The sequence below is a fragment of the Palleronia sp. genome (assembly GCF_042089775.1).
Classification (GTDB): Bacteria; Pseudomonadota; Alphaproteobacteria; order Rhodobacterales; family Rhodobacteraceae; genus Palleronia.
In genome coordinates this window covers 1-20,353 of sequence record NZ_JBELKF010000064.1, presented here as the reverse complement: position 1 = coordinate 20,353, position 20,353 = coordinate 1, and the positions used below count along the sequence as shown (strand labels likewise).

General features: G+C 67.4%; 17 protein-coding genes and 1 pseudogene. 5 read left to right on the top strand and 13 right to left on the bottom strand.

What is annotated here, in order from left to right; all coding sequences use genetic code 11:
- Positions 1-128: SDR family NAD(P)-dependent oxidoreductase (locus ACFDS3_RS14380; protein ID WP_375263044.1), on the bottom strand; the 128-nt coding region annotated here is incomplete at its 3' end.
- On the bottom strand, positions 125-1,303 hold the full coding sequence (locus ACFDS3_RS14375; protein ID WP_375263043.1) for a phosphoglycerate kinase: 1,179 nt from the start codon (positions 1,301-1,303) through the stop codon (positions 125-127). The genes ACFDS3_RS14380 and ACFDS3_RS14375, both read right to left, overlap by 4 nt.
- A gap of 123 nt (positions 1,304-1,426) precedes the next feature.
- On the opposite strand from ACFDS3_RS14375, the gene ACFDS3_RS14370 reads away from it, so the two are divergent.
- Positions 1,427-1,933, top strand: a complete 507-nt coding sequence (locus ACFDS3_RS14370) for a peptidylprolyl isomerase (protein ID WP_375263042.1) — start codon at positions 1,427-1,429, stop codon at positions 1,931-1,933.
- The gene (locus ACFDS3_RS14365) at positions 1,926-2,471 is read left to right on the top strand and encodes a peptidylprolyl isomerase (protein ID WP_375263041.1); all 546 of its coding nucleotides are present in this window, start codon (positions 1,926-1,928) and stop codon (positions 2,469-2,471) included. The genes ACFDS3_RS14370 and ACFDS3_RS14365 overlap by 8 nt, the downstream gene beginning before the upstream one ends.
- On the opposite strand, the gene ACFDS3_RS14360 is transcribed toward ACFDS3_RS14365, so the two are convergent.
- From ACFDS3_RS14360 to ACFDS3_RS14320, 9 genes are all read right to left on the bottom strand, one after another.
- Positions 2,461-3,015: an AAA family ATPase gene (locus ACFDS3_RS14360; RefSeq protein ID WP_375263040.1), complete on the bottom strand. Its 555-nt coding sequence runs from the start codon at positions 3,013-3,015 to the stop codon at positions 2,461-2,463. The two genes, ACFDS3_RS14365 and ACFDS3_RS14360, sit on opposite strands and share 11 nt — an antisense overlap.
- A 147-nt stretch (positions 3,016-3,162) precedes the next feature.
- Entirely contained in the window at positions 3,163-4,428 is a 1,266-nt protein-coding gene (locus ACFDS3_RS14355) for an imelysin family protein (RefSeq protein WP_375263039.1), read from the bottom strand.
- Between the two features lie 80 nt (positions 4,429-4,508).
- A complete protein-coding gene (locus ACFDS3_RS14350) occupies positions 4,509-5,549 on the bottom strand; it encodes a DUF1513 domain-containing protein (RefSeq protein WP_375263038.1) in 1,041 nt (346 codons plus the stop codon).
- On the bottom strand, positions 5,549-6,607 hold the full coding sequence (locus tag ACFDS3_RS14345; RefSeq protein ID WP_375263037.1) for an imelysin family protein: 1,059 nt from the start codon (positions 6,605-6,607) through the stop codon (positions 5,549-5,551). The genes ACFDS3_RS14350 and ACFDS3_RS14345 overlap by 1 nt, the downstream gene beginning before the upstream one ends.
- Positions 6,604-8,118 (bottom strand): di-heme oxidoredictase family protein, encoded by a 1,515-nt coding sequence (locus tag ACFDS3_RS14340; protein WP_375263036.1) that lies wholly within the window; start codon positions 8,116-8,118, stop codon positions 6,604-6,606. The genes ACFDS3_RS14345 and ACFDS3_RS14340 overlap by 4 nt, the downstream gene beginning before the upstream one ends.
- Positions 8,119-8,197: 79 nt before the next feature.
- Positions 8,198-9,622 (bottom strand): YdiU family protein, encoded by a 1,425-nt coding sequence (locus ACFDS3_RS14335; protein ID WP_375263035.1) that lies wholly within the window; start codon positions 9,620-9,622, stop codon positions 8,198-8,200.
- Between the two features lie 76 nt (positions 9,623-9,698).
- The gene (locus tag ACFDS3_RS14330) at positions 9,699-10,139 is read right to left on the bottom strand and encodes a GNAT family N-acetyltransferase (RefSeq protein WP_375263034.1); all 441 of its coding nucleotides are present in this window, start codon (positions 10,137-10,139) and stop codon (positions 9,699-9,701) included.
- Positions 10,140-11,069 (bottom strand): nucleoside hydrolase, encoded by a 930-nt coding sequence (locus ACFDS3_RS14325; RefSeq protein WP_375263033.1) that lies wholly within the window; start codon positions 11,067-11,069, stop codon positions 10,140-10,142. It abuts the gene before it with no gap.
- Positions 11,070-11,138: 69 nt separating this feature from the next.
- Positions 11,139-12,509, bottom strand: coding sequence for a M20/M25/M40 family metallo-hydrolase (locus ACFDS3_RS14320; RefSeq protein WP_375263032.1), 1,371 nt, complete (start codon positions 12,507-12,509; stop codon positions 11,139-11,141).
- 221 nt (positions 12,510-12,730) lie between these two features.
- Between ACFDS3_RS14320 and hemA the strand changes: the two genes are divergently transcribed.
- The 3 genes from hemA (at position 12,731) to ispG (ending at position 16,593) form a co-directional block, all read left to right on the top strand.
- Complete coding sequence (gene hemA / locus ACFDS3_RS14315; RefSeq protein ID WP_375263031.1) at positions 12,731-13,954, top strand: 5-aminolevulinate synthase; 1,224 nt, start codon at positions 12,731-12,733, stop codon at positions 13,952-13,954.
- Positions 13,955-14,085: 131 nt separating this feature from the next.
- Complete coding sequence (locus ACFDS3_RS14310) at positions 14,086-15,354, top strand: helix-turn-helix domain-containing protein (RefSeq protein WP_375263030.1); 1,269 nt, start codon at positions 14,086-14,088, stop codon at positions 15,352-15,354.
- 102 nt (positions 15,355-15,456) lie between these two features.
- On the top strand, positions 15,457-16,593 hold the full coding sequence (ispG, locus tag ACFDS3_RS14305) for a flavodoxin-dependent (E)-4-hydroxy-3-methylbut-2-enyl-diphosphate synthase (protein ID WP_375263029.1): 1,137 nt from the start codon (positions 15,457-15,459) through the stop codon (positions 16,591-16,593).
- 1 nt (position 16,594) lies between these two features.
- On the opposite strand, the gene ACFDS3_RS14300 is transcribed toward ispG, so the two are convergent.
- Positions 16,595-18,523, bottom strand: coding sequence for a monovalent cation:proton antiporter-2 (CPA2) family protein (locus tag ACFDS3_RS14300; protein WP_375263028.1), 1,929 nt, complete (start codon positions 18,521-18,523; stop codon positions 16,595-16,597).
- A 58-nt stretch (positions 18,524-18,581) separates the two neighbouring features.
- Positions 18,582-20,353, bottom strand: a pseudogene (locus ACFDS3_RS14295) (hypothetical protein); the annotation flags it as partial.

Sequence of the window (20,353 nt, the reverse complement as noted above, 5' to 3'; positions counted from 1 at the left end):
GCCGCCAGCCGCTCAAGGTCGCCGGCATTTCGCGCTGTCAGGACCACCTCATGCCCCGCGGCGGCGGCAAGCCGCGCGAACTCGGCCCCGATCCCCCGCGAGGCGCCCGTGATCAGGACGCGGCTCACCCCAGGGCCGCGACGCCGGGAAGGGTCTTGCCCTCCATCCACTCAAGGAACGCGCCCCCGGCGGACGAGATGTAGGTGAAGTCGTCCGCAGCCCCCGCCTTGTTCAGCGCGGCGACTGTGTCGCCTCCCCCGGCGACCGACACGAGGCTACCCTCGCGCGTCAGACGCGCGGCTTCGGCGGCGGCGGCGTTGGTTGCGGCATCGAAGGGCTGGATCTCGAACGCGCCAAGGGGGCCGTTCCAGATCAGCGTCTTGCAGCCCGCCATCGCCTTCTTGATCCGCGCCACGCTGTCCGGCCCGGTATCGAGGATCATGGCGTCGGCGGGGCAGGCATTCGCGGCCACCGTCTCGCTTTCGGCCCCGGCCTTGAACTCGCGGGCGACGACGACGTCATGGGGCAGGATGATCTCGCAGCCCATCTCGTCGGCGCGGGTCAGGATGTCCTTGGCGGTGTCGGTCATGTCATGCTCGGCAAGGCTCTTGCCGACATTGATTCCCTGCGCGGCAAGAAACGTGTTCGCCATTCCGCCGCCGATCACGAGGTGGTTCACCTTGCGCACGAGGTTCGACAGAAGGTCCAGCTTGGTCGAGACCTTGGCCCCGCCCACCACGGCCATCAGCGGCCGCTCGGGGTCGGTCAGCGCGGTTTCCAGCGCGTTCAGCTCTTCGGCCATCAGGCGGCCGGCGCAGGCGGGCAGGCGGCGTGCCAGCCCCTCGGTCGAGGCGTGCGCCCGGTGCGCGGCCGAGAAGGCGTCGTTGCAATAGATGTCGCCCAGCTTTGCCATCTCGTCCGCCAGCGCGCCGTCGTTCTTCTCCTCGCCCGCGTGAAAGCGCGTGTTCTCCAGCAGGACCACGCCGCCCTTGGCAATCGCCTCGGCGGCCGCGTTGCCGACGCAATCCTCGGCGAAGGTCACGTCGCGCCCCAGCGCCTTTTCCAGTGCCGGGATCACCTGGCGCAGGGACATCTCGTCGTTGCGCTGGCCCTTGGGCCGTCCGAAATGCGCCAGCAGCACCGGCTGGCCGCCGCGGTCGAGGATGGCCTTCACCGTGGGCACGATCCGCTCGATCCGGGTTGCGTCGGTGACGCGGCCGCCTTCGACCGGCACGTTCAGATCGACGCGGGTCAGCACCCGCTTGCCGTCGAGATCCATCTTGTCGAGCGAGGTCCAGCTCATGCCCGTCTCCCTTGTTTCTTGCCGCGCAACTTGTCGCGCGATCCTGTGGCCTTCGCAACCGCGCCCTTTCCCCGGCGCCTGCGACGGCTTAGGTAGCGCCCCAACGCAGTTCGAGGAGGCACCATGGCCGAAATCACCGATCCCGAAAACACGATCATCATCGAGCTCAAGGACGGCCGCGTCGTCATCGAGCTGATGCCCAAGATCGCGCCCCAACATGCCGAGCGGATGAAGACACTTGCCCGCGAAGGTGCCTATGACGGGGTGGTGTTCCACCGCGTGATCGAGGGCTTCATGGCTCAGACCGGCGACGTGCAGAACGGCAACGCCGACAAGGACTTCAACATCCGCCTCGCCGGCACCGGCGGTTCGGAGTACCCGAACGTCCCGGCCGAGTTCTCGAAGATCCCGCATGACCGCGGCACGATCGGCGCGGCGCGTTCCCAGAACCCGGACAGCGCCAACTCGCAGTTCTTCATCAATTTCTCGGACAACCATTTCCTGAACGGGCAATACACCGTCTACGGCCGCGTCATCGAAGGCATGGATCATGTCGACGCCATCACCCGTGGCGAGCCCCCTGCAAACCCCGACAAGATGATCAGCATGAAGGTAGCCGCCGATGCATAAACTCGCCCTTGTCCTGTCCCTCGCCGCGTCCCCGGCACTTGCCACCGGCCTCGATATTGAGATCGCGGGCGAAGCGAACGGCACCGTCCATATCGACCTGTTCGAGGATATCGCCCCGCAGCATGTCGAGCGGATCACCGCCCTGGCCGAGCGTGGCGCCTATGACGGCGTGGTCTTCCACCGCGTGATCGACGGCTTCATGGCCCAGACCGGCGACGTCCAGTTCGGCAAGACCGGCGGCGACATGTCCCGTGCGGGCACCGGCGGCTCGGACCTGCCCGACCTCGAGGCCGAATTCTCGGACCGGCCGTTCACGCGCGGCACCGTCGGCATGGCCCGCTCGGCCAGCCCCGACAGCGCGAACTCGCAGTTCTTCATCAACTTCGCCTCGGCCCCGCATCTCGACGGGCAATATACCGTCGTCGGCGAAGTGACCGAAGGGATGGAGATCGTCGACCAGATCAAGCGCGGCGCCCCGGGCTCCGGCGCGGTGTCGGGTCAACCCGACGTGATGGAAAGCGTCACCGTCACCGAGTGACCTTTGGGACCGGGGCGCCATCCGCGCGTCCCGGCCCCTGCACCGGCAGGCTCGCCAAGAACGCCGCCACGTCCCGGTTGCGACGAAGCCGCACCTTCCGCTTGTCGGTTGCCGCATCGAAGAACGCCCCGATCTTCGCGCGCCCGGTGTTCCGGGTCTCCCATATCCAGCGAAAGAACTTTGGATCGATGTGCTCGGGGCATCCGTCCGGCAGGTCGGGCCGCGTCTGGCCTCGGTAGCGCAGAGACCGACGAACGACCCGCCACAGGCGCTTCGAAGCCGGCACATCCATCCAGATCAGCGTACCGCACCGCGCGAGCCGCTCGGGCCAGGTGGAAGAGTGGCCGCCCTCGAACACCCACCGCCCGCGGGCATGGATTTCGTGGCAGAGGCGGGTCTTGTCCTCCCGCGGCCGCTCGCACCAGCCGGACTGCCAGTGGATGTGGTCGATATGGACGACCGGCAGCCCCGTCCGCACGCCGATCCCGCGGGCCAGCGTCGATTTTCCCGCGCCGGGCTGTCCGACGATCATCACACGTTTCATCTCACGCCGCTCTTACAGAAGTCTCACGCGACTCTCACGAAACTCATACGCCGGAGCCAGCCAAGAAAATGGCCGGCGGAGGAATGCGCTCCGCCGGCCTGACAAACCGGTCACGTTAGCCGCTGTAGCCGATCTGCCGTCCCGTCGTTACTGGAACACCGCGTCCGGCGCGTCGAGGCTGTCCGAACCTTCGATCGACACCTCGCCCAGGTCGAGCGCCGCGATCACCCGCTCGATCGTGCGGGTCTGGGCGATCAGCGCGTCGATGGCGGCCTGCACGCGGGCGTTGCCCTCTTCGTTGCCTTCGCCGATCTGCTGGTCGTAGGCCTCGCCACTTTCGGCCGCGTCCACGATCGCCTGCATGGCGGACACGGTCTCGTCCAGCCGGGTCCGCATCTCTTCGTCGAGCGCCGGGTCCGTGGCCGCGACCAGGTCGGTCAGCGCGGTGCCTTCGGTCACGTCGCCGTCGGGACCTTCGTATTCGCCCAGATAGACGTTCTGGATGCCCTTCGCGTCGTAGTAATGCGAGGCATGAGTGTTGTCCGAGAAGCAGTCATGCTCTTCCTCGGGATCGTGCAGCAGCAGGCCCAGCTTCATCCGCTCACCCGCCAGTTCGCCGTAGGACAGCGAGCCCATGCCGGTGAGGATGGCGCTGAGCGCGGCGTCGGTGCTGCCTCCGGTCAGGTTGGTGCGGGCGGCGCCGTCGGCCTCCCAGTTCGCGACCATCTCTTCGAGGTCCGAAATCAGCAGGTCGGACGCCGAGCTCAGGTACTGCCCGCGCCGGTCGCAATTGCCGTTCGTGCAGTCGTCGCCGGTGGAGAAGTCGGTGGCGGGGCGCGTGCCCGCGCCGGCCTCGGTACCGTTCAGGTCCTGACCCCAGAGCAGAAATTCGAGGGCGTGGTAGCCGGTCGCCACGTTCGCTTCGACGCCGCCGGCCTCTTGCAGGTTGTCCTGCAGAAGGGCGGGCGTGATTTCAGAGGTGTCGACCGTCTCGCCGTTCAGCTCAATGCTGTCATTGGCGATGACGTTCGCAGTATACAGCGTGTTGATGTCGCTGTCCGTACCGTAGGTGGGCGCGACGTAGTCGATCAGCCCCTCGTCCAGCGGCCAGGCATTCACGCGGCCTTCCCAGTCGTCGACGATCGGATTGCCGAAGCGATAGACCTCGGTCTGCTGGTACGGCACGCGAGCCTCGACCCAAGCCTGGCGAGCGGCGTCCAGTGTCTCTTCGGTCGGGTTGTCGACCAGCACCTGGATCGCCTCGTCCAGCGCGCGCGCTGTTTCGAGAGAGTCGGTATAGCCGGCCTTGGCGATGTCGGCATAGGTTTCGACGATGGCGCTGCGATCCACCTCTTGCGCGGCGGCCGGAAAGGCCACCAGCGAGGCGAGGATGACGGGTCTGGCGATGGTCATGGCACTGTCCTCCGATTGCCGACCGAAATTGTCGGCTTACGCGCTTCGATAGCGCGGGCGAGAGCGCCAGTCAAACGCGCTTACAGCCGGAAGATGTGGTTATCGAAGACGAGGCCGGGATGCGCACGCGCGCCGAAGTGACCCGCGCCGTCCGAGGTGATGAAATCCGCGCCGTCCCACGCTACCCCGCAGACATCCGCCTGGTGGCGCAGCGACAGGAGCTTGCCGCTGACCCCGTCCACGATCGCCGCCACGTCGCCGTGCGGCGAGGTGATCGCCACGGTCCCAGCGCCGGGATTCGTCGCCACCGAGCCGACATAGCCCCGGAATGCCGCTTCGGCCTCGGCGCCCAAGCCAATCGCGGCCTGACCTTCGCCCTTGCGGAACCGCAGGAGCATGGGGGGGCAGTCAGCCATCGCCCCCTGCCATTGGCAGCCGACAAAGACCGATCCGTCCGGCAGCAGATCCATGTGCCGGGTCGAGTGCTGCGACCACGCGGCGGGCAGGGTGTGCCGCTCGATCAGGTGGCCGTCGCCGGCGTCGAGGAAGACGACCGAGGGCTCCATCGTGGGCAGGTTCAGGATCTCGCGGCCATAGTCGGGATGCGTATCCATGCCGCCATTCGCGACGACCAGCGTGCGCCCATCCGGCATCAGGTTCAGGTCGTGCGGCCCGATTCCGTGCGTGTCCCACTCGCCTATACGGGCGAAGCCGTCGGTGGCGTCGTAGAGACCCAGCACGCCGCGCGCGTTCTCATAGTCGTTCTCGGTCGCGATCAGCAGGCGGCCGTCGGGGCTGAAGACGCCGTGGCCGTAGAAATGCCGCCCCTCGGGCGCGGTGAAGACATGGGGCGCGTCGCCCGCCGGCGAGGTTGCCAGCGCGAAGGTGCCGGGACGCCGGGCGAATGCGACGATCCAGCGGCCGTCGGGGCTGGCGGTCACGTCATGGCCGCGTCCGGGAAGGAGCAGGTGGTGCAGGATCTCGCCGTCGCGGGACAGAAGGGCGATGCCGTGACGCTCGCCCTCGATGGTGGCGGCGGCAAAGACCGGGCCCGTCTGGGCCCGCGCCCGCAGCGGAAGCGCGGCGGCGGCGAGACCCAGAAGAACCTCGCGCCGGTGCATCAGTCGCCGTCCAAGACCGAGAACGCCGCCGTCTGGCCCAGTGCCGGCGCCATTCGTCCGGCGAAGGTGTTGCGGAGAGAGCGCGAGATGACATAGGCGGCGGCGGCGTCACCCTGCAGCGTCTCGGGGTCGGTCTCGGGGTCGCGCGCCCGCGCCAGGATGCTGGTCAGGTTGCCAAGCTCGAACGCGATCTCGTCCCAGAGGATGCCGTAGGTCTCGGCGTTCAGCCGGTTCATGCCGGACTCCTCGAAGAGGGTTCGCAGCCCCTCGGCGTTCTCGGCGATGGCGCGCGCGGTCAGGCCCGACCGCCACCACGCGGCAAGGCGGGGTTCGGCCGGGTCCTCGGCCTCGACGAAGGGCTTGATGCGCTGGTCGCGCAGCAGCTCCACCCCGTTGGTAAAGACCCCGAGCAGCGCGCGGAGCGACTCGTCCTGGCTGCGGAAGTCGCGATGTTCTGGCGCGGGATCGGCAAAGCGGCCGGCGATCCCGTCGGGGTCCGTCCACGCCGTTTCCAGCGTCTGGGCCTGCGTCGCCACGGCGCCCGCGACGGCCCGGGTGAAGTCGCAGCGGAAGGCGCCCGCGGCGGTCGCGAGGGTTTCCGCGTCGGTCCCGTGCAGCAGGTATTCCGCGGTGCCAAGCCCCTGCAGTGCCACGCTCTTGCCGGCGAGGCTGCCCTCGTCGGTGACGGTGACGTCCTCGCTGGCCAGCGCCGCCTGCACTTGGCGCAGGCCGATGCCGCGGCGGTCGGGATAAAAGAAGATACGGTCGGCGGCGTTATCGGAAAGGACCGGGCCGAACTTGACCAGCTCTATCCGCGACCACGCGTCCACCGCCTCGGCGAAGGCGTCGCGGGCGTCGCTCAGTGCGGTCTCCGAGGGGCTGTCGCAAAGGGCTACCGACTTGTCCTCGAAAGCGTCGGCGGCGTCGGAGAACGCGGCATAGCCGCCGGCAATCGCGTCGGCTGCCGCCTGGAGGACCGGCGCCGTCTCGTCGGGATCGGGGGTCGCGGCGTGCGCGGGCAGCGCGAGGCAGAGGGCGGCGGCGAGGATCGGTCTCATAGGGACTCCAGGAAGCGGATCAGGGCGTCGCGGTCGGCCTTCGGCAGTTCGGCGTAACGGTCGCGCGCCGCTTGGGCCTCGCCTCCATGCCACAGGATGGCTTCTTGAAGCGAGCGGGCGCGGCCGTCATGCAGAAACTGCGTATGGCCCGACACGGTCTCGGTCAGCCCGATCCCCCAAAGCGGTTGCGTGCGCCATTCCTGCCCGTCTGCCACGCCGACCTCCTGGCCGTCGGCCAGACCCTCGCCCATGTCGTGCAGCAGGAAGTCGGAGTAGGGCCAGATCAGCTGGAAGGCGTGGGCCGGGTTCTCGGCCTCGCGCGAGGTCACGAATTTCGGCGTATGGCAAGAGGTGCAGCCCGCGTCGTAGAACATCTGCTTTCCGCGCAGGACCTCCGGATCGTCCACGTCGCGGCGGGCAGGCACGGCGAGGTTCTCGGAATAGAAGGTCACGAGGGCCATGACATCCTCGGGTGCTTCGCCTTCGCCCAAATCGGTCTGCTCGCCCGTGGGCATGGCAAGACAGTCCACCTGCGCCGCCGAGCAATCGCCGTGGGGCCGGGGCGCGTCGGGGGACGAGATGCCCAGATCGCCCGCGAAAGCCTCGGCCGATTGCTCGCGCACGCTGGCCGACTGCGCCTTCCAGCCGAAGCGGCCGATGCGCGGTGCATCGTCGCGGTGCCCGCGGGCGAGCGCGACACGGCCCGAGATGCCGTCGCCATCGGCATCCTCGGGGTCGGCGTGGGCAAACAGATCGGCGGGGTGGATCGCCTGGATCAGGCCCATCCCGATCATCGGGTTCGCAACCCGAGGCGACAGGGTCGTGGCCTCGTCAAGGGGGCCGTAGGCGGGGTCGCTCACCGAATACGTCGGCTTGCGAAGCGAAACCTCGGTGCCGTCGCCAAGCGTCACCGGCACCTCTTCGTACTCGATCGACAGCGTGCCCTCGGCCTGCAAGCCCGGCACCGCGGCAGTCTGAAGCTGTGCGCCATAGATCGGGTCGGGATGGTTCGCGGTCAGGAAGTCCCTGATTTCGGCCATCTCGGCGTCGGTCGCGGCGGGGCGGGCGAGGCGCAGGAACATCGATACGGCCGGCTCGCCCGGCGCGGGCGGGCGGCCGCGGCCGTCCTTCAGATGGCAGTTCTGGCAGGCCCGCGCGTTGAACAGCGGCCCAAGCCCGTCCGACGCTTGCGTGGACGAGGGCGGCGCGACCCATTGCTTGCGAAACAGCGCGTTGCCCAGCTTGAACGTCTCTTCCTCGGCAAAGGTCAGGTTCGCGCTGAAATGCGAAAAGGCGTCGCGGTTCGGCAGCTTGGTCGAGGTGCCGGCGCCGCCCTGCATGTTCTCGAACCGCTCGGGCTCGGCAAAATCGCTGGCGGGGGTGGTCACGGCGGCAACCCGGGCGCGATCCTCGGCCGTCAGGTCCGTGCGTTCGGGCGCGGCGGCAAGGACCGCCGTCGCGGCAACCCCGGCGAGGGAAAGGGTCAGGATCACGCGTGCGGTAAAGGGCATGGCGGAGCGCAAATGTCCGAGTGAAAACGTCTGCTTCCTCGCGCGCCCAGCCGGTGAAGTCAACCTGCGGGGCCTGCGCTCAGGTGCCGCAGAAGGTCGCGGTCACCTCTTCGCCCGCGGCGGGCGGGGCGGCGAAGACGGGGTGGTCCTGGTATGGCGTCCCGAGCGCCGCGTGGAGCGCGTGGAACGGCGCGTAGTCTCCCGAGACCGCCGCCTGAATGACCTCTTCGATCCTGTGATTGCGGGGGATGACGCCGGGATTGGTGCGTCGCATGAGGGCCACCTGATCCTCTTCCGCAAGACCGTCGCGTTGACGCCGGGCGGTCCAGAGTTCGTGCCACTGGTCGAAGGCGGGGCGATCGGTGACGTGGTCCGTGGCAGAGCCATCGGCGAGCCCGCGAAAGATCAGGGTGAAGTCGTCCCGGTTCGTCGCCAGGATGTCGAGCAGGCGATGTGCCAGCGCAGCGTCGTCCTCTTCGGCCGTGGAAAGACCCAACTTGGTGCGGAACACGTCGAGCCATTCAGCCTGAAAGCGCACGCCGAAGTCGTTGACGATGTCGGTGAAGCGTTCGACGGCCGCCTGCCGGTCCGGCATCAGCGGCAGCAGGCAGGTGGCGAACTGCGCCAGGTTCCAGACGGCGATCTCGGGCTGGCGCGCATAGGCATAGCGGCCATAACGGTCGATGGAAGAAAAAACTGTGTCCGGGTGGTAACTGTCCAGGAAGGCGCAGGGGCCGTAGTCGATTGTCTCGCCCGAGACGGCCATGTTGTCGGTGTTCATCACGCCGTGGATGAAGCCCACGCCCATCCAGCGGGCGATCAGCCGCGCCTGTGCGCCGACCACCGCATCGAGCAGCCCTTCGGGGCCGTCCGCATCGGGGTAGTGCCGGGCGATGACGTGGTCGGTCAGGGCCTGCAACCCGTCCGTGTCCTGGCGGGCATAGAGGTACTGGAACGTGCCGACGCGGATATGCGAGGCCGCCACACGTGTCAGCACCGCGCCGGGCAGGGGCGCCTCGCGCATCACGGTCTCTCCGGTCTCGACGGCGGCGAGGGCGCGGGTCGTGGGAATGCCAAGCGCGTGCATCGCCTCGCTGACGAGGTACTCGCGCAGGACCGGGCCGAGCCATGCGCGCCCGTCGCCCCCGCGCGAGAAGGGCGTGCGGCCCGCGCCCTTGAGCTGGACGTCATGGCGGTGCCCGTCGGTCACGATCTCGCCCAGCAGGACGGCGCGACCGTCGCCAAGCTGCGGCACCCATCCGCCGAACTGGTGACCCGCGTAAGCCTGTGCGATCGGCTCGGCGCCCTCGGGCGGAACGTTCCCGGCAAGGGCCGCGACACCGTCATCGCTGCGCAGCGCCGCGGGGTCGAGCCCGAGGCGAAGCGCGAGGTCCTCGTTCAGCGCGACGAGGCGCGGCGCAGCGACCGGTGCGGGACGCTGACGCGCGAACAGGCGGTCGGGCAGGCGGGCGTAGCTGTTGTCGAACGGCAGGGCGAGGGTCATTGGCGGGCCTCCTTCCTGCGTCGATGTAGGGGGCCGCGGCCGGGTGCAAAACCTTGGCCGCGGGAAAACGCTCGCCTCAGAGCAGGCGCGTCAGCGTCGGCGCCTCTTCGGCCTCGAAGCGCAGCCGGTCGAAGAGGCGTGTGCCCCCCTGCGGCGGCGCGGGCGCGTGGACGGCGCGCACCCCGTGCTGGGACAGCATCTTCAGCAGCGCCATCAGCGCCTCGGTCGCCATGCCGCGGCCGCGGACGGGCGGGCGGATGTAGAGCTCGTCGAGGTAGGCAACCGTTCCGCCCTGCGCGATGGAATGGCCGAAGCTGACCGAAAGATAGCCCACCGGCGAGGATGGCGGCCCGATCAGGTAGAAGGCGCCGGGGGCCTCGCCGCTGAGCAGGGCCGCGATGGCGATGTCTCGGTCCTGCGGATCGGGGGCGCGGCCGATCTCGTCATGGCAGGCGGCGACGAGGCGGATCGCGCGGCTTTCATCCTCGGAGCGGGCGATGCGGAGCGTTGCGGACATCTAGAGCCGCCCCAGACGGTCGGTCAGAAGCTCGAAGAAGCCCTCGGCGTCGAGGTCGCCGATGAAGAGCGCGTTGACCTGCCTGTCTGTGATCCGCCACCAGTCGGCGACGGTCATGCCGCGGGTCAGCTCGCTGTCGCACTCGATCTCGACATTGATCTCGCGGCCGGTGAAGAGCTCGGGCTTGAGGAGCCACGCGACGGTGCAGGGGTCGTGCAGCGGCGCGCCGTCCGAGCCGTACTTCTCCTTGTCGAACCGCTCGAAGAAGTCGGTCATCTCGGCCACGGCGCGGCCCACGGGGCTACCAAGCGCGCGGAAGGCGTCGTTGCGGGCCCCGGTGACCATCGCCTTGTGCGTCACGTCGAGCGGCATGACGGTGATCGGCACGCCTGACCGGAACACCGTCTGCGCGGCCTCGGGGTCGACATAGATGTTGAACTCGGCGGCGGGCGTGATGTTGCCCACCTCGAAATAGGCGCCGCCCATCAGGACGATCCGGGCGATCTTCGGTGCAATGTCGGGCGCCTTCATCAGCGCCATCGCGATGTTCGTGAGCGGCCCGATGGGAACGAGCGTCACGGTGCCGGGCGCCTCGCGACGCAGCGTCTCGACGATGAAGTCGGCGGCGTGCCGGTCCTGGAGCGGCATGGTCGGGTCGGGCAGCACGGGCCCGTCGAGCCCGGTACGGCCGTGCACATGCTCGGCCGTGACAAGCGGGCGCTTCAGGGGCTGCCGTGCGCCGGCAAAGACGGGGATGTCGGTCCGCCCCGCCAGTTCGCAGACGATGCGGGCGTTCTTCTGAGTCAGGTCCAGCGGCACGTTTCCGGCCACGGCGGTGATGCCCAGAACCTCGATCTCGGGCGAGGCGAGGGCAGTAAGGATCGCGACGGCGTCGTCCTGCCCCGGGTCTGTGTCGATGATGATCTTCATGGCGGAACCTCTGACGGGGCGGCCGGGCAAGGTCAACGGGATTGACCGCCCCGCAGATGCCGGAATGGATCACGCGATCTCGGACAGGATTCGCGCCCAGCTGCGCGTGCCGCGGTGGAAGGATTCCACGTCGTATTTCTCGTTTGGCGAGTGGATCTGGTCGTCGTCGCGGCCGAACCCGATCAGCATGGAATCCATGTTCAGGATGCTCTTGAAGTATCCCGCGATCGGGATCGACCCGCCTGCGCCGATATAGGCGGACTTTTCGGGCCACTCCTGGTCCAGCGCGGCGCGTGCCGCCTCGAAAGCGGGATTCGAGATGTCCATGCGGCTGGCCGGTGCAGCGCCGTGGTCGTGGAACTCGACCTTGCAGTCGTCAGGCACCATCTCGCGCACCACTGCGCGGAAGCTCTCGCGGATGGCGTGGGGGTCCTGGTCGCCCACGAGCCGGAACGAGATCTTGGCCGCGGCCTCGGCCGGCAGCACGGTCTTGAAGCCCTTGCCGGCATAACCGCCGCGGATGCCGTTGATCTCGGCAGTGGGGCGCGACCAGAGCTGTTCCAGTGCGGTGCGGTCCCGCTCGCCCGCCGGCGTCGCAAGCCCGACGCCGGACAGGAAGGCCGACGCATCGAACCCGAGCGAGTCCCACTGCTGGCGGAGCGTCGCGGGCAGATCGGGCACGCCGTCATAGAAGCCGGGGATCGTGACGCGCCCGGTCTCGTCATGCAGGCTCGCGATAATGCGGCTCAGCACCCGGATCGGGTTTATCGCAAGCCCGCCGAAGCTGCCCGAGTGCAGGTCCTTGTTGGCCGCCTTGATGACGACCTCTTCGCCCAGAAGGCCGCGCAGCTGCGTGACGATGCCGGGCCGGCCCCTGGCAAACAGCCCGGTGTCGCAGATCAGCGCGAGTTCTTTCGACAGCCGGTCACGGTTGGCTTCGAGGAAGGGGACGAGGGAGGGCGAGCCCGATTCCTCTTCGCCCTCGAACAGAAAGGTGATGTTGCCGGGAAGGGTGCCGTTTACGGCCCGCCAGGCGCGGCAGGCCTCGACGAAGGTCATCAGCTGCCCCTTGTCATCGGCCGCCCCGCGCCCGCGGATCACGCGGGTGCCGTTCGCGTCCGCGATGGCGGGATCGAACGGATCGCGAGTCCAAAGCTCCAGCGGATCGACGGGCTGTACGTCGTAATGACCGTAGAACAGGATCGGCCGGCCTTCACCGCCGGTCGTCGCGGTAACCATCGGGTGGCCCGGCGTGTCGTGGATCCGCGCTTCGCAGCCAAGCCCCGCCAGTTCGTCCCGAAGCCATTCTGCGGCGCGACGTGTTTCGGACAGGTAATCCGGGTCGGTCGAGATCGAGGGGATTCGCAGGAATTGCAGCAGTCGGTCGAGGCTGGCGTCGAGATCCGCGTCGATGCGGTCGAGAACGGCGTCGAGGGTCATCCGGGGCTCCGTGAGGCAGGGCTGTCGATTAGTCCTAGACCAGGGCAGGGGGTGGACAACAGTTCGAAAGATTCCAAACTGGACCTCGAAAGGGGTCTTGGTCTAGAACGACCGGACTTGATCCAGATCATGGCGTATACGACCGGGATTGCGGCAATCGGCCATCGTGACAATCCGGCCACCCAGAATACGTTGCGAAAGAATGCGATGGGGAGCAGACCTTGAACTATAACGCCAGCATCGACGCCGCGATCCAGAAACTGCACGACGAAGGCCGCTATCGCACCTTCATCGACATCGAGCGCAAGCGCGGATCGTTTCCCCACGCCACCTGGACTCGTGCCGATGGAACCGAACGTCCCGTCACGGTGTGGTGCGGCAATGACTATCTCGGCATGGGACAGCACCCGGCGGTGCTGGATGCGATGCGCGAAGCGATCGACCGGGCTGGCGCCGGTTCGGGCGGAACGCGCAACATCAGCGGCACCACGGTCTATCACAAACGGCTCGAGGCGGAACTCGCCGACCTGCACGGCAAGGAGGGCGCGCTGCTCTTCACCTCGGCGTACATCGCCAACGACGCGACGCTTTCGACGCTGCCAAAGATATTCCCGGGCCTCATCATCTATTCGGACGAGCTGAACCACGCCTCGATGATCGAGGGCGTGCGCCGGAACGGCGGGGCCAAGCGCATCTTCCGGCACAACGATGTTGCCCATCTGCGCGAGCTGCTGCAGGCCGACGACCCGGCCGTTCCGAAGCTGATCGCGTTCGAATCGGTCTATTCCATGGATGGCGATTTCGGGCCGATCGAGGCGATCTGCGACCTGGCCGACGAGTTCGGCGCGCTGACCTATATCGACGAGGTTCACGCGGTCGGCATGTATGGCCTGCGCGGTGGCGGCGTGACGGAACGCGACCGCATCGCGCACAGGATCGACATCATCAACGGCACGCTGGCCAAGGCTTACGGCGTGATGGGCGGCTACATCGCCGCGTCCGAACGGATGTGCGACGCGGTGCGCTCCTACGCGCCGGGATTCATCTTTACCACGTCGCTGCCGCCCTCGGTCGCGGCGGGCGCGGCGGCAAGCGTCGCGCACCTGAAGACAGACCAGGCGCTGCGCGACCGGCACCAGACGCAGGCGCGAATCCTGAAGACGCGCCTGAAGGGAATCGGTCTGCCCTTCATCGACCACGGAAGCCACATCGTGCCCGTGCATGTCGGCGATCCGGTACACTGCAAGATGCTGTCGGACATGCTGCTCGAGGATTTCGGCATCTACGTTCAGCCGATCAACTTCCCCACGGTGCCCCGCGGGACCGAGCGTCTCCGCTTTACCCCGTCTCCGGTACACGGTCCGCGCGAAATTGATGCGCTTGTTAACGCATTGGACAGTCTCTGGTCGCACTGTGCGCTTAATCGTGCCGAACTCAGCGCCTGACCCGCAATTCCCTGTGTTCAGCATGGGGGAGGCTGTGGTAATTCCCGTCTAACGAAAGTCCATGGTCGCTTTCGCAGGAACCAAAGCGCGGCTTAAGGACTCGATGTGGGCAGGGCGAAGGGATTGGGGGCATGATCGGGCGGTTCCGACAGCAGGACGATCAAATCGAAGACCCCAAGGGCTTTGACGACTACGACATGCGCCTCGGCGACATGATGCGGGGCGAGCGGGCCACGCTGGGCAAGTCTTTGCTCGACGTTCAGCGTGAACTGAAGATCAAGGCCACCTACATCGCCGCCATCGAGAATGCCGACCCCTCGGCCTTTGAGACTCCGGGCTTTATTGCCGGCTACGTACGATCCTATGCCCGGTATCTTGGGCTAGACCCCGAATGGGCGTTCAAGGCGTTCTGCGCCGAGTCGGGCTTTTCGACCGCGCATGGCATGAGCACGGCCGCGTCGAGCAAGCGAACCGAGTCTGACGAGTCGTCGCCTTTCGGCAGCCGCAACTTGGGCATTCCCCATCATCGCGAGAGCTTCCTTGCCCGGATCGAGCCGGGTGCCATCGGCTCGATCGTGGTGCTGGCCGGCTTGATCGGCCTCCTGGGCTATGGGGGCTATGCTGTTCTCAGCGAAGTGCAGCGTGTCCAGGTCGTGCCTGTTGACCAGGCTCCCGACGTGGTCGCCGATATCGATCCGCTCGACGGCGTGACCGCCTCGGCAGGCGAGATGGATGATCCCGCCGTAGCTGCCGCGCGCGAGGGGTTCGACCGGCTCTACCGCCCGCAGGCGCTGGATGTGCCGGTCATCGTCGCGCGCGATGGCCCGATTGGAACGCTCGACCCCGGCAGGTCCGGGAGTTTCATCGGCACCGGGTCCGGAGCGACGCCCGCAACGGCCATTCCCGGCGTGCCCGGCAGCGGTGAGACGCAGCTTGCCGGCGCGGCTGATGTGCCCGACGCCATCAACACCGCGGTGCTAGCCGCCTTGGCAGAGCCGTCGGACGACGCGCCAGCCCCCGTGGTCAAGGCCGAGGACGTGCCCGAGGTGGTCGTCTTCGCCGTGCGCCCGTCCTGGGTCAGGGTGCGCGCGCCGGACGGCACGACGCTGTACGAGAAGATCATGGAAGAAGGCGATCGGTTCGTTCTTCCGAAAACAGAAGAGCCCGCGACGCTGCGGACGGGGGAATCGGGAGCGATCTACTTCGCCATCAACGGCGAACCCTACGGTCCCGCCGGCCAGCCGGGCGCTGTCACCGGCAACCTCGACCTCTCGGCCAACAATCTGACCAGCAACTACGAGGTTGCGAACCTGTCGCGTGACACCGCACTTGCCCGGGTCGTGGCAGAACTGCAGGCGGATCCCCCTTCCATGCCGGGCGAGGCTGCACCGACAGAATAAGGGGGCCTTTCGGGCGCAGCGGCTGGGTTCAAGAGGCCGCACCCGGTTGGCATAGCGCGCCGGAAAGCCTACCTGTCGCACGAGGCAAACCGGAGCGCTTCCATGTCCCTGAACCACGTCCGCCCCTGGAAGAACATCTACCGCAGAAAGTCGCGGCAGATCATGGTGGGCAACGTGCCCGTGGGCGGCGATGCGCCGATCGCGGTACAGACCATGACGAACACCGACGGAACCGACGCAAAGGCGACGCTGAAACAGATCGAGGCCTGTGCCGAGGCCGGCGCTGACATCGTCCGCGTCTCGTGCCCCGACGAGGCAACGTCGCAGGCGATGAAGGAGATCTGCCGCGAAAGCCCGGTGCCGATCGTCGCGGACATCCATTTCCACTACAAACGCGCCATAGAGGCGGCCGAAGCGGGCGCCGCGTGCCTTCGGATCAACCCCGGCAACATTGGTGACGATCGGCGCGTGAAGGAGGTCATCCGGGCTGCCCGCGATCACGGCTGCTCGATCCGCATCGGGGTGAACGCCGGCAGCCTCGAGCGCGACCTGCTCGAAAAATATGGCGAGCCCTGCCCCGAGGCGATGGTGGAAAGCGCGCTCGACCACATCAAGATCCTTGAGGATAACGATTTCCACGAGTTCAAGATCAGCGTGAAGGCATCCGACGTGTTTCTGTCGGCCGCGGCCTATCAGGCCCTCGCCGAGGCAACTGACGCGCCCATCCACCTCGGCATCACCGAGGCGGGCGGCCTGATGTCCGGCACGATCAAGAGTGCGATCGGCCTCGGAAACCTCCTGTGGATGGGGATCGGCGACACGCTGCGGGTGAGCCTCAGCGCCGATCCGGTCGAAGAGGTGCGCGTCGGCTACGAGATCCTGAAGTCGCTGGGGCTGCGCCACCGGGGCGTGAACATCATCTCATGCCCCTCCTGCGCACGGCAGGGGTTCGACGTCATCAAGACCGTCGAGGCGCTCGAAGAGCGGCTGGCCCATATCAAGACGCCGATGTCGCTGTCGATCATCGGTTGCGTGGTGAACGGTCCGGGTGAGGCGCTTATGACGGATGTCGGCTTCACCGGCGGCGGGGCGGGCTCCGGTATGGTCTATCTGGCCGGCAAGCAGAGCCACAAGATGTCGAACGAGCAGATGGTCGATCACATTGTCGAGCAGGTCGAGGCGCGCGCCGTCCAGATCGAGGCAGAGCGCGAAGAAGAAGAGGTGCACGCGGCCGAGTAACTCAGGCCACTTGCGTGTCCTCATCCTCGTCTTCGTCGTCGGGATCCCGATCACCGCGCATCTCGTCATATTTTGCCGAAAGAGCGGATTCCAGATCGGCATTCAGGGCGCGGGCACGCTCCATGTAAGGCTCGTTCTGCGAGATCGGAACGCCCGGCGTCCACAGCTCGGCCAGCTCGCGCAGCGCAGAGCGGTCGATCTGGAAGAAGGCCCGCTCCAGCTCAGCGGCCTCGAACTCGCTGAGGCCGATGTTTTCCAGCACGTAGCGCCCGGCCCGCAACGAGCTGTCGAATACCTCGCGCACGATGTCGTCGGCGCCGGCGCGGTAGAGCTCGTAGACATGGTTGCGGTCATAGGCACGGGCGATGATGTGGAGGTCAGGTCGCGCCTTGCGGGCGTACTTCACGATCGCCGTGACCTTTTTCGGCTCGTCCATCGCCGCCACCAGCACCTTGGCAGTGTCGAGCCCCGCCGCGTGCAGTAGCTCGGGGCGCGTTGGGTCCCCAAAGAAGCCCTTGAAGCCGAACTTGCGCATCAGTTGAACGGTGTCGAGGTCATGGTCCAGCACCGTGGTCTCGAACCCTGCGAGTTGCAGCATCCGGTTCACGACCTGCCCAAAGCGGCCGATCCCGGCGATGATGATGGGCGACTTGTGGTCGATGTCGTCCGCGGGGTGCTCGGTGTCGGGACCGTCTGCGATCCGATTGTTGATCCGCTCCCACAGGATGAAGAAAAGTGGCGTCAGCAGCATGGTCATTGCGACGACCAACAGCAGGAGCTCTCCCAACTCCCGCCCCAGAACGCCGGTCTGGAGCGAGAACGACGTCAGCACGAAACCGAACTCGCCCGCCTGCGCGAGCCCCAGCGTAAAGAGCCAGCGGTCGCGGCGCCCCAGGCTGAAGGCGTGCGCCAACCCATAGAGCACCGCGCCTTTCACAAGCATCAGCCCCAACGCGAGCCCCAGGATCAGAAACGGGCGGTCGAACAGAAGCGGGAATGAAATGCCGGCGCCGACAGTGATGAAGAACAGGCCGAGGAGCAGGCCCTTGAACGGCTCGATGTCCGATTCCAGCTCGTGCCGGAATTCCGAGTTCGCCAGCACCACGCCTGCAAGGAACGCGCCGAGCGCGGGCGACAGGCCGACTAGGGTCATGACGTACGCAATGGAAATGACGATCAGAAGAGCGAGCGCGGTGTATAGTTCGCGCAGCCGCGCGCGGTGGATGTAGCGGAACACGGGCCGTGTGCCGAAGACACCGGCGGCGACGATGGCCGCGACCGCCGCGACCGTCAGCAATGTCAGACCCCAGCCGGGCAAGTTCTGGACGAAGGTTGTCATCGTCTCGGCGTGGGCGGCTGCGGTTGTGTCGCCTGCAACCTCGGCCTGGGCGCCATGATCGGCGACGGTGACACCATGCCCGCTGCTGAGAAGCGGCATCAGCGCCAGCATCGGGATGACTGCGATGTCCTGCGTGAGGAGCACGGAAAAGGAAGAGCGGCCGCCCGCAGTTTGCATCAGCTGCTTTTCGTTCAGGGTCTGCAGAACGATGGCCGTCGATGAAAGGGCCAGGATCATGCTAACCGCAGTGGCTTCGGCCCAAGTGAGACCGATCACGGCCGCCGCGGCGGTGACGAGGCCCATCGTGATGAGGATCTGCGCGCCCCCAAGGCCCAGCAGGCGGTGGCGCATGTTCCAGAGCGCCCGTGGCTCAAGCTCGAGCCCGATGAGGAACAGCATCATCACCACGCCGAATTCTGCGAAATGCTGCAGATCCTGCGTTTCCGCACCGACGAGGCCGAAGACCGGACCGATCAGGATGCCCGCGGCGAGGTAACCCAGCACCGAACCAAGCCCCAGGCGTGCGGCAATGGGCACGGAGATAACCGCCGCAGCGAGGTAGATCAGGGCCTGAAAAAGGAACGATTCCATTCTGTCTCCGTCACCGGGGGTCCGGTGTCGGGTGACCTAGCCGAACCGCCCTCTTTTCCTAGCCCGCGGGGATGGCCAGAACGACCTGTCGACCGCCCTTCACGTATTGCAGCTTGTCGCTGTCGATGGCGCTGACCCGGCCGCCATCTACGCGGTCGCCTACCTTTACCTTCACGAAACGGCCCGAGGGCAGGCGGATCAGCGCGCGGCGGTCCGACTGGGTGCCGTAGACGCCGATCAGGTTCACGCGGTTCAGCCGGATTGTGTCCTGCTCCGTCGCGCGCGAGGCGACCGCGCCTGCCGTCGGGTTACGTGGCGTGACAACCGCAGAGGCCGATGCGACCTGCACCGGCGCCGCCTGGCGCGTCTGCTCGACGGTGCGGGCGAAGTTCGTGGGCCGGTTGCCGGGCCGTAGCGAGCGAGCCACGGCTTCGTCGGTGGCCTCCTCCAGCCCCGGAATGACCGAGGCGATGGCGGCGGCGACAGCTTCGGCCTGCACGGCGCTTTGTTCTTCGCTGATCTGGGGCATCTCGGGCTCGTCGATTGCCCGTTCCGGCCTCGCGCGGGGAGAGAGCGCGGCGAGCAGCACCTCTGCGTCGCTCGGCGTCTGTACGACGCCTTCGGTGGTGTCCTGCGGCCCATCCAGTGAAAGATCGCCGTCCTCCGTGGCCTCATCGAGGTCCGCGCGCCGCGTGACGGCGATGTCATCGGGCCGCGCGAGGGGGGCAGGGCCGACAGCGGCTTGCTCTGTGGCCACAAAAGTTGTTCCAGCAGGCCGTTGCGGTGGAACCGCGGTCGGTTGCCCCTCGGAAACGGGAACGTCGAGGCGGCTTTCTTCGACCGGCGCAGCGGCGTCCGACGTGGGAGCCGGACGGATGGGCGCTTGCGGCGGAACGACAGGAGGCTGTCCCGCGGTAATGCGCACGCCCTGAGGCGAGACGGCGCCTTCGGGCGTGGCCACCACGCGGCCGTTCTCGTCCAGATCGAATTGCGCGCCCGGCGGCGGCGGCGGCGCCAGCGGGGCGGGTGCGGCGAGAGACGCCATCTCGGGCGCGTCGAGTGCTGCGACGCCGTCCTGCACCCGGATCGTGCTGTCGCCCTGCGGTCCTTCGAGCGCGGCGTTGTCAGACGTCGGCGTCTCGGAGCTGCTGGGTGCGGCGGTCGAAACGCCGGTGGCGGCGTATCGCGTGGCTTCTGGCGCGTCTTGCGACCGGCGCAGCGGATCGTCCGGCCCGGGTTCGAGCGCGGCCGTATCGGTGGGCGCGGGTTGCGCGAAGGCGTTCGTGTTGGCCTCGGGCTCAACCTCGGCCGCGCGTTCGACCTCGGCCTCAGGTTCCGTCGTCTCTTCGACAGCAGTGTCATCCTCTGCCGGCGCTTCGACCACCGGCGCGGTCCCTTCGAGAGCCGCGGTGTCGCGGCCAGTCTCGTCGATGGGCCGTGCAGAGGACTGCTCGACAGCGGGCGCCGTGTCGTCCACGTCGTTCATCGACAGGAACGTCCACCAGACGACAACCGCCAGCAGCACCGCAACGACGAGGCCAATCAGGACCGGCAGCATGGCCGAGCCTCGGGATTTCGGCTCGCCACGCATGCCAAAGACGGTCAGCGACTCGGCCTCGCTGAGCGGTGGCTTCGGGTTCGCGCTGCCGGGCGCGGTCGAAAGCGACTTGGCCGCACCGCTGACGCTGTCCGGCGTTTCGACCTTGCGAACGGTAGGAGTGGGCGCGACGCGCCCCGGCGCGGCGCCCCGACCCGAGGGCTTGGGTGCGGCCGGTGCCGTCGTGCGTCGGGTGGGCGGCACGGGGCCTGTCTTGCTCTTCGGTGCGTCCT

Coding starts and splice junctions, on each gene's coding strand:
- ACFDS3_RS14375 (WP_375263043.1), bottom strand. CDS start 1,303: ATGAGCTGGACCTCGCTCGACAAGATGGATCTCGACGGCAAGCGGGTG.
- ACFDS3_RS14370 (WP_375263042.1), top strand. CDS start 1,427: ATGGCCGAAATCACCGATCCCGAAAACACGATCATCATCGAGCTCAAG.
- ACFDS3_RS14365 (WP_375263041.1), top strand. CDS start 1,926: ATGCATAAACTCGCCCTTGTCCTGTCCCTCGCCGCGTCCCCGGCACTT.
- ACFDS3_RS14360 (WP_375263040.1), bottom strand. CDS start 3,015: ATGAAACGTGTGATGATCGTCGGACAGCCCGGCGCGGGAAAATCGACG.
- ACFDS3_RS14355 (WP_375263039.1), bottom strand. CDS start 4,428: ATGACCATCGCCAGACCCGTCATCCTCGCCTCGCTGGTGGCCTTTCCG.
- ACFDS3_RS14350 (WP_375263038.1), bottom strand. CDS start 5,549: ATGCACCGGCGCGAGGTTCTTCTGGGTCTCGCCGCCGCCGCGCTTCCG.
- ACFDS3_RS14345 (WP_375263037.1), bottom strand. CDS start 6,607: ATGAGACCGATCCTCGCCGCCGCCCTCTGCCTCGCGCTGCCCGCGCAC.
- ACFDS3_RS14340 (WP_375263036.1), bottom strand. CDS start 8,118: ATGCCCTTTACCGCACGCGTGATCCTGACCCTTTCCCTCGCCGGGGTT.
- ACFDS3_RS14335 (WP_375263035.1), bottom strand. CDS start 9,622: ATGACCCTCGCCCTGCCGTTCGACAACAGCTACGCCCGCCTGCCCGAC.
- ACFDS3_RS14330 (WP_375263034.1), bottom strand. CDS start 10,139: ATGTCCGCAACGCTCCGCATCGCCCGCTCCGAGGATGAAAGCCGCGCG.
- ACFDS3_RS14325 (WP_375263033.1), bottom strand. CDS start 11,069: ATGAAGATCATCATCGACACAGACCCGGGGCAGGACGACGCCGTCGCG.
- ACFDS3_RS14320 (WP_375263032.1), bottom strand. CDS start 12,509: ATGACCCTCGACGCCGTTCTCGACCGCATCGACGCGGATCTCGACGCC.
- ACFDS3_RS14310 (WP_375263030.1), top strand. CDS start 14,086: ATGATCGGGCGGTTCCGACAGCAGGACGATCAAATCGAAGACCCCAAG.
- ispG (WP_375263029.1), top strand. CDS start 15,457: ATGTCCCTGAACCACGTCCGCCCCTGGAAGAACATCTACCGCAGAAAG.
- ACFDS3_RS14300 (WP_375263028.1), bottom strand. CDS start 18,523: ATGGAATCGTTCCTTTTTCAGGCCCTGATCTACCTCGCTGCGGCGGTT.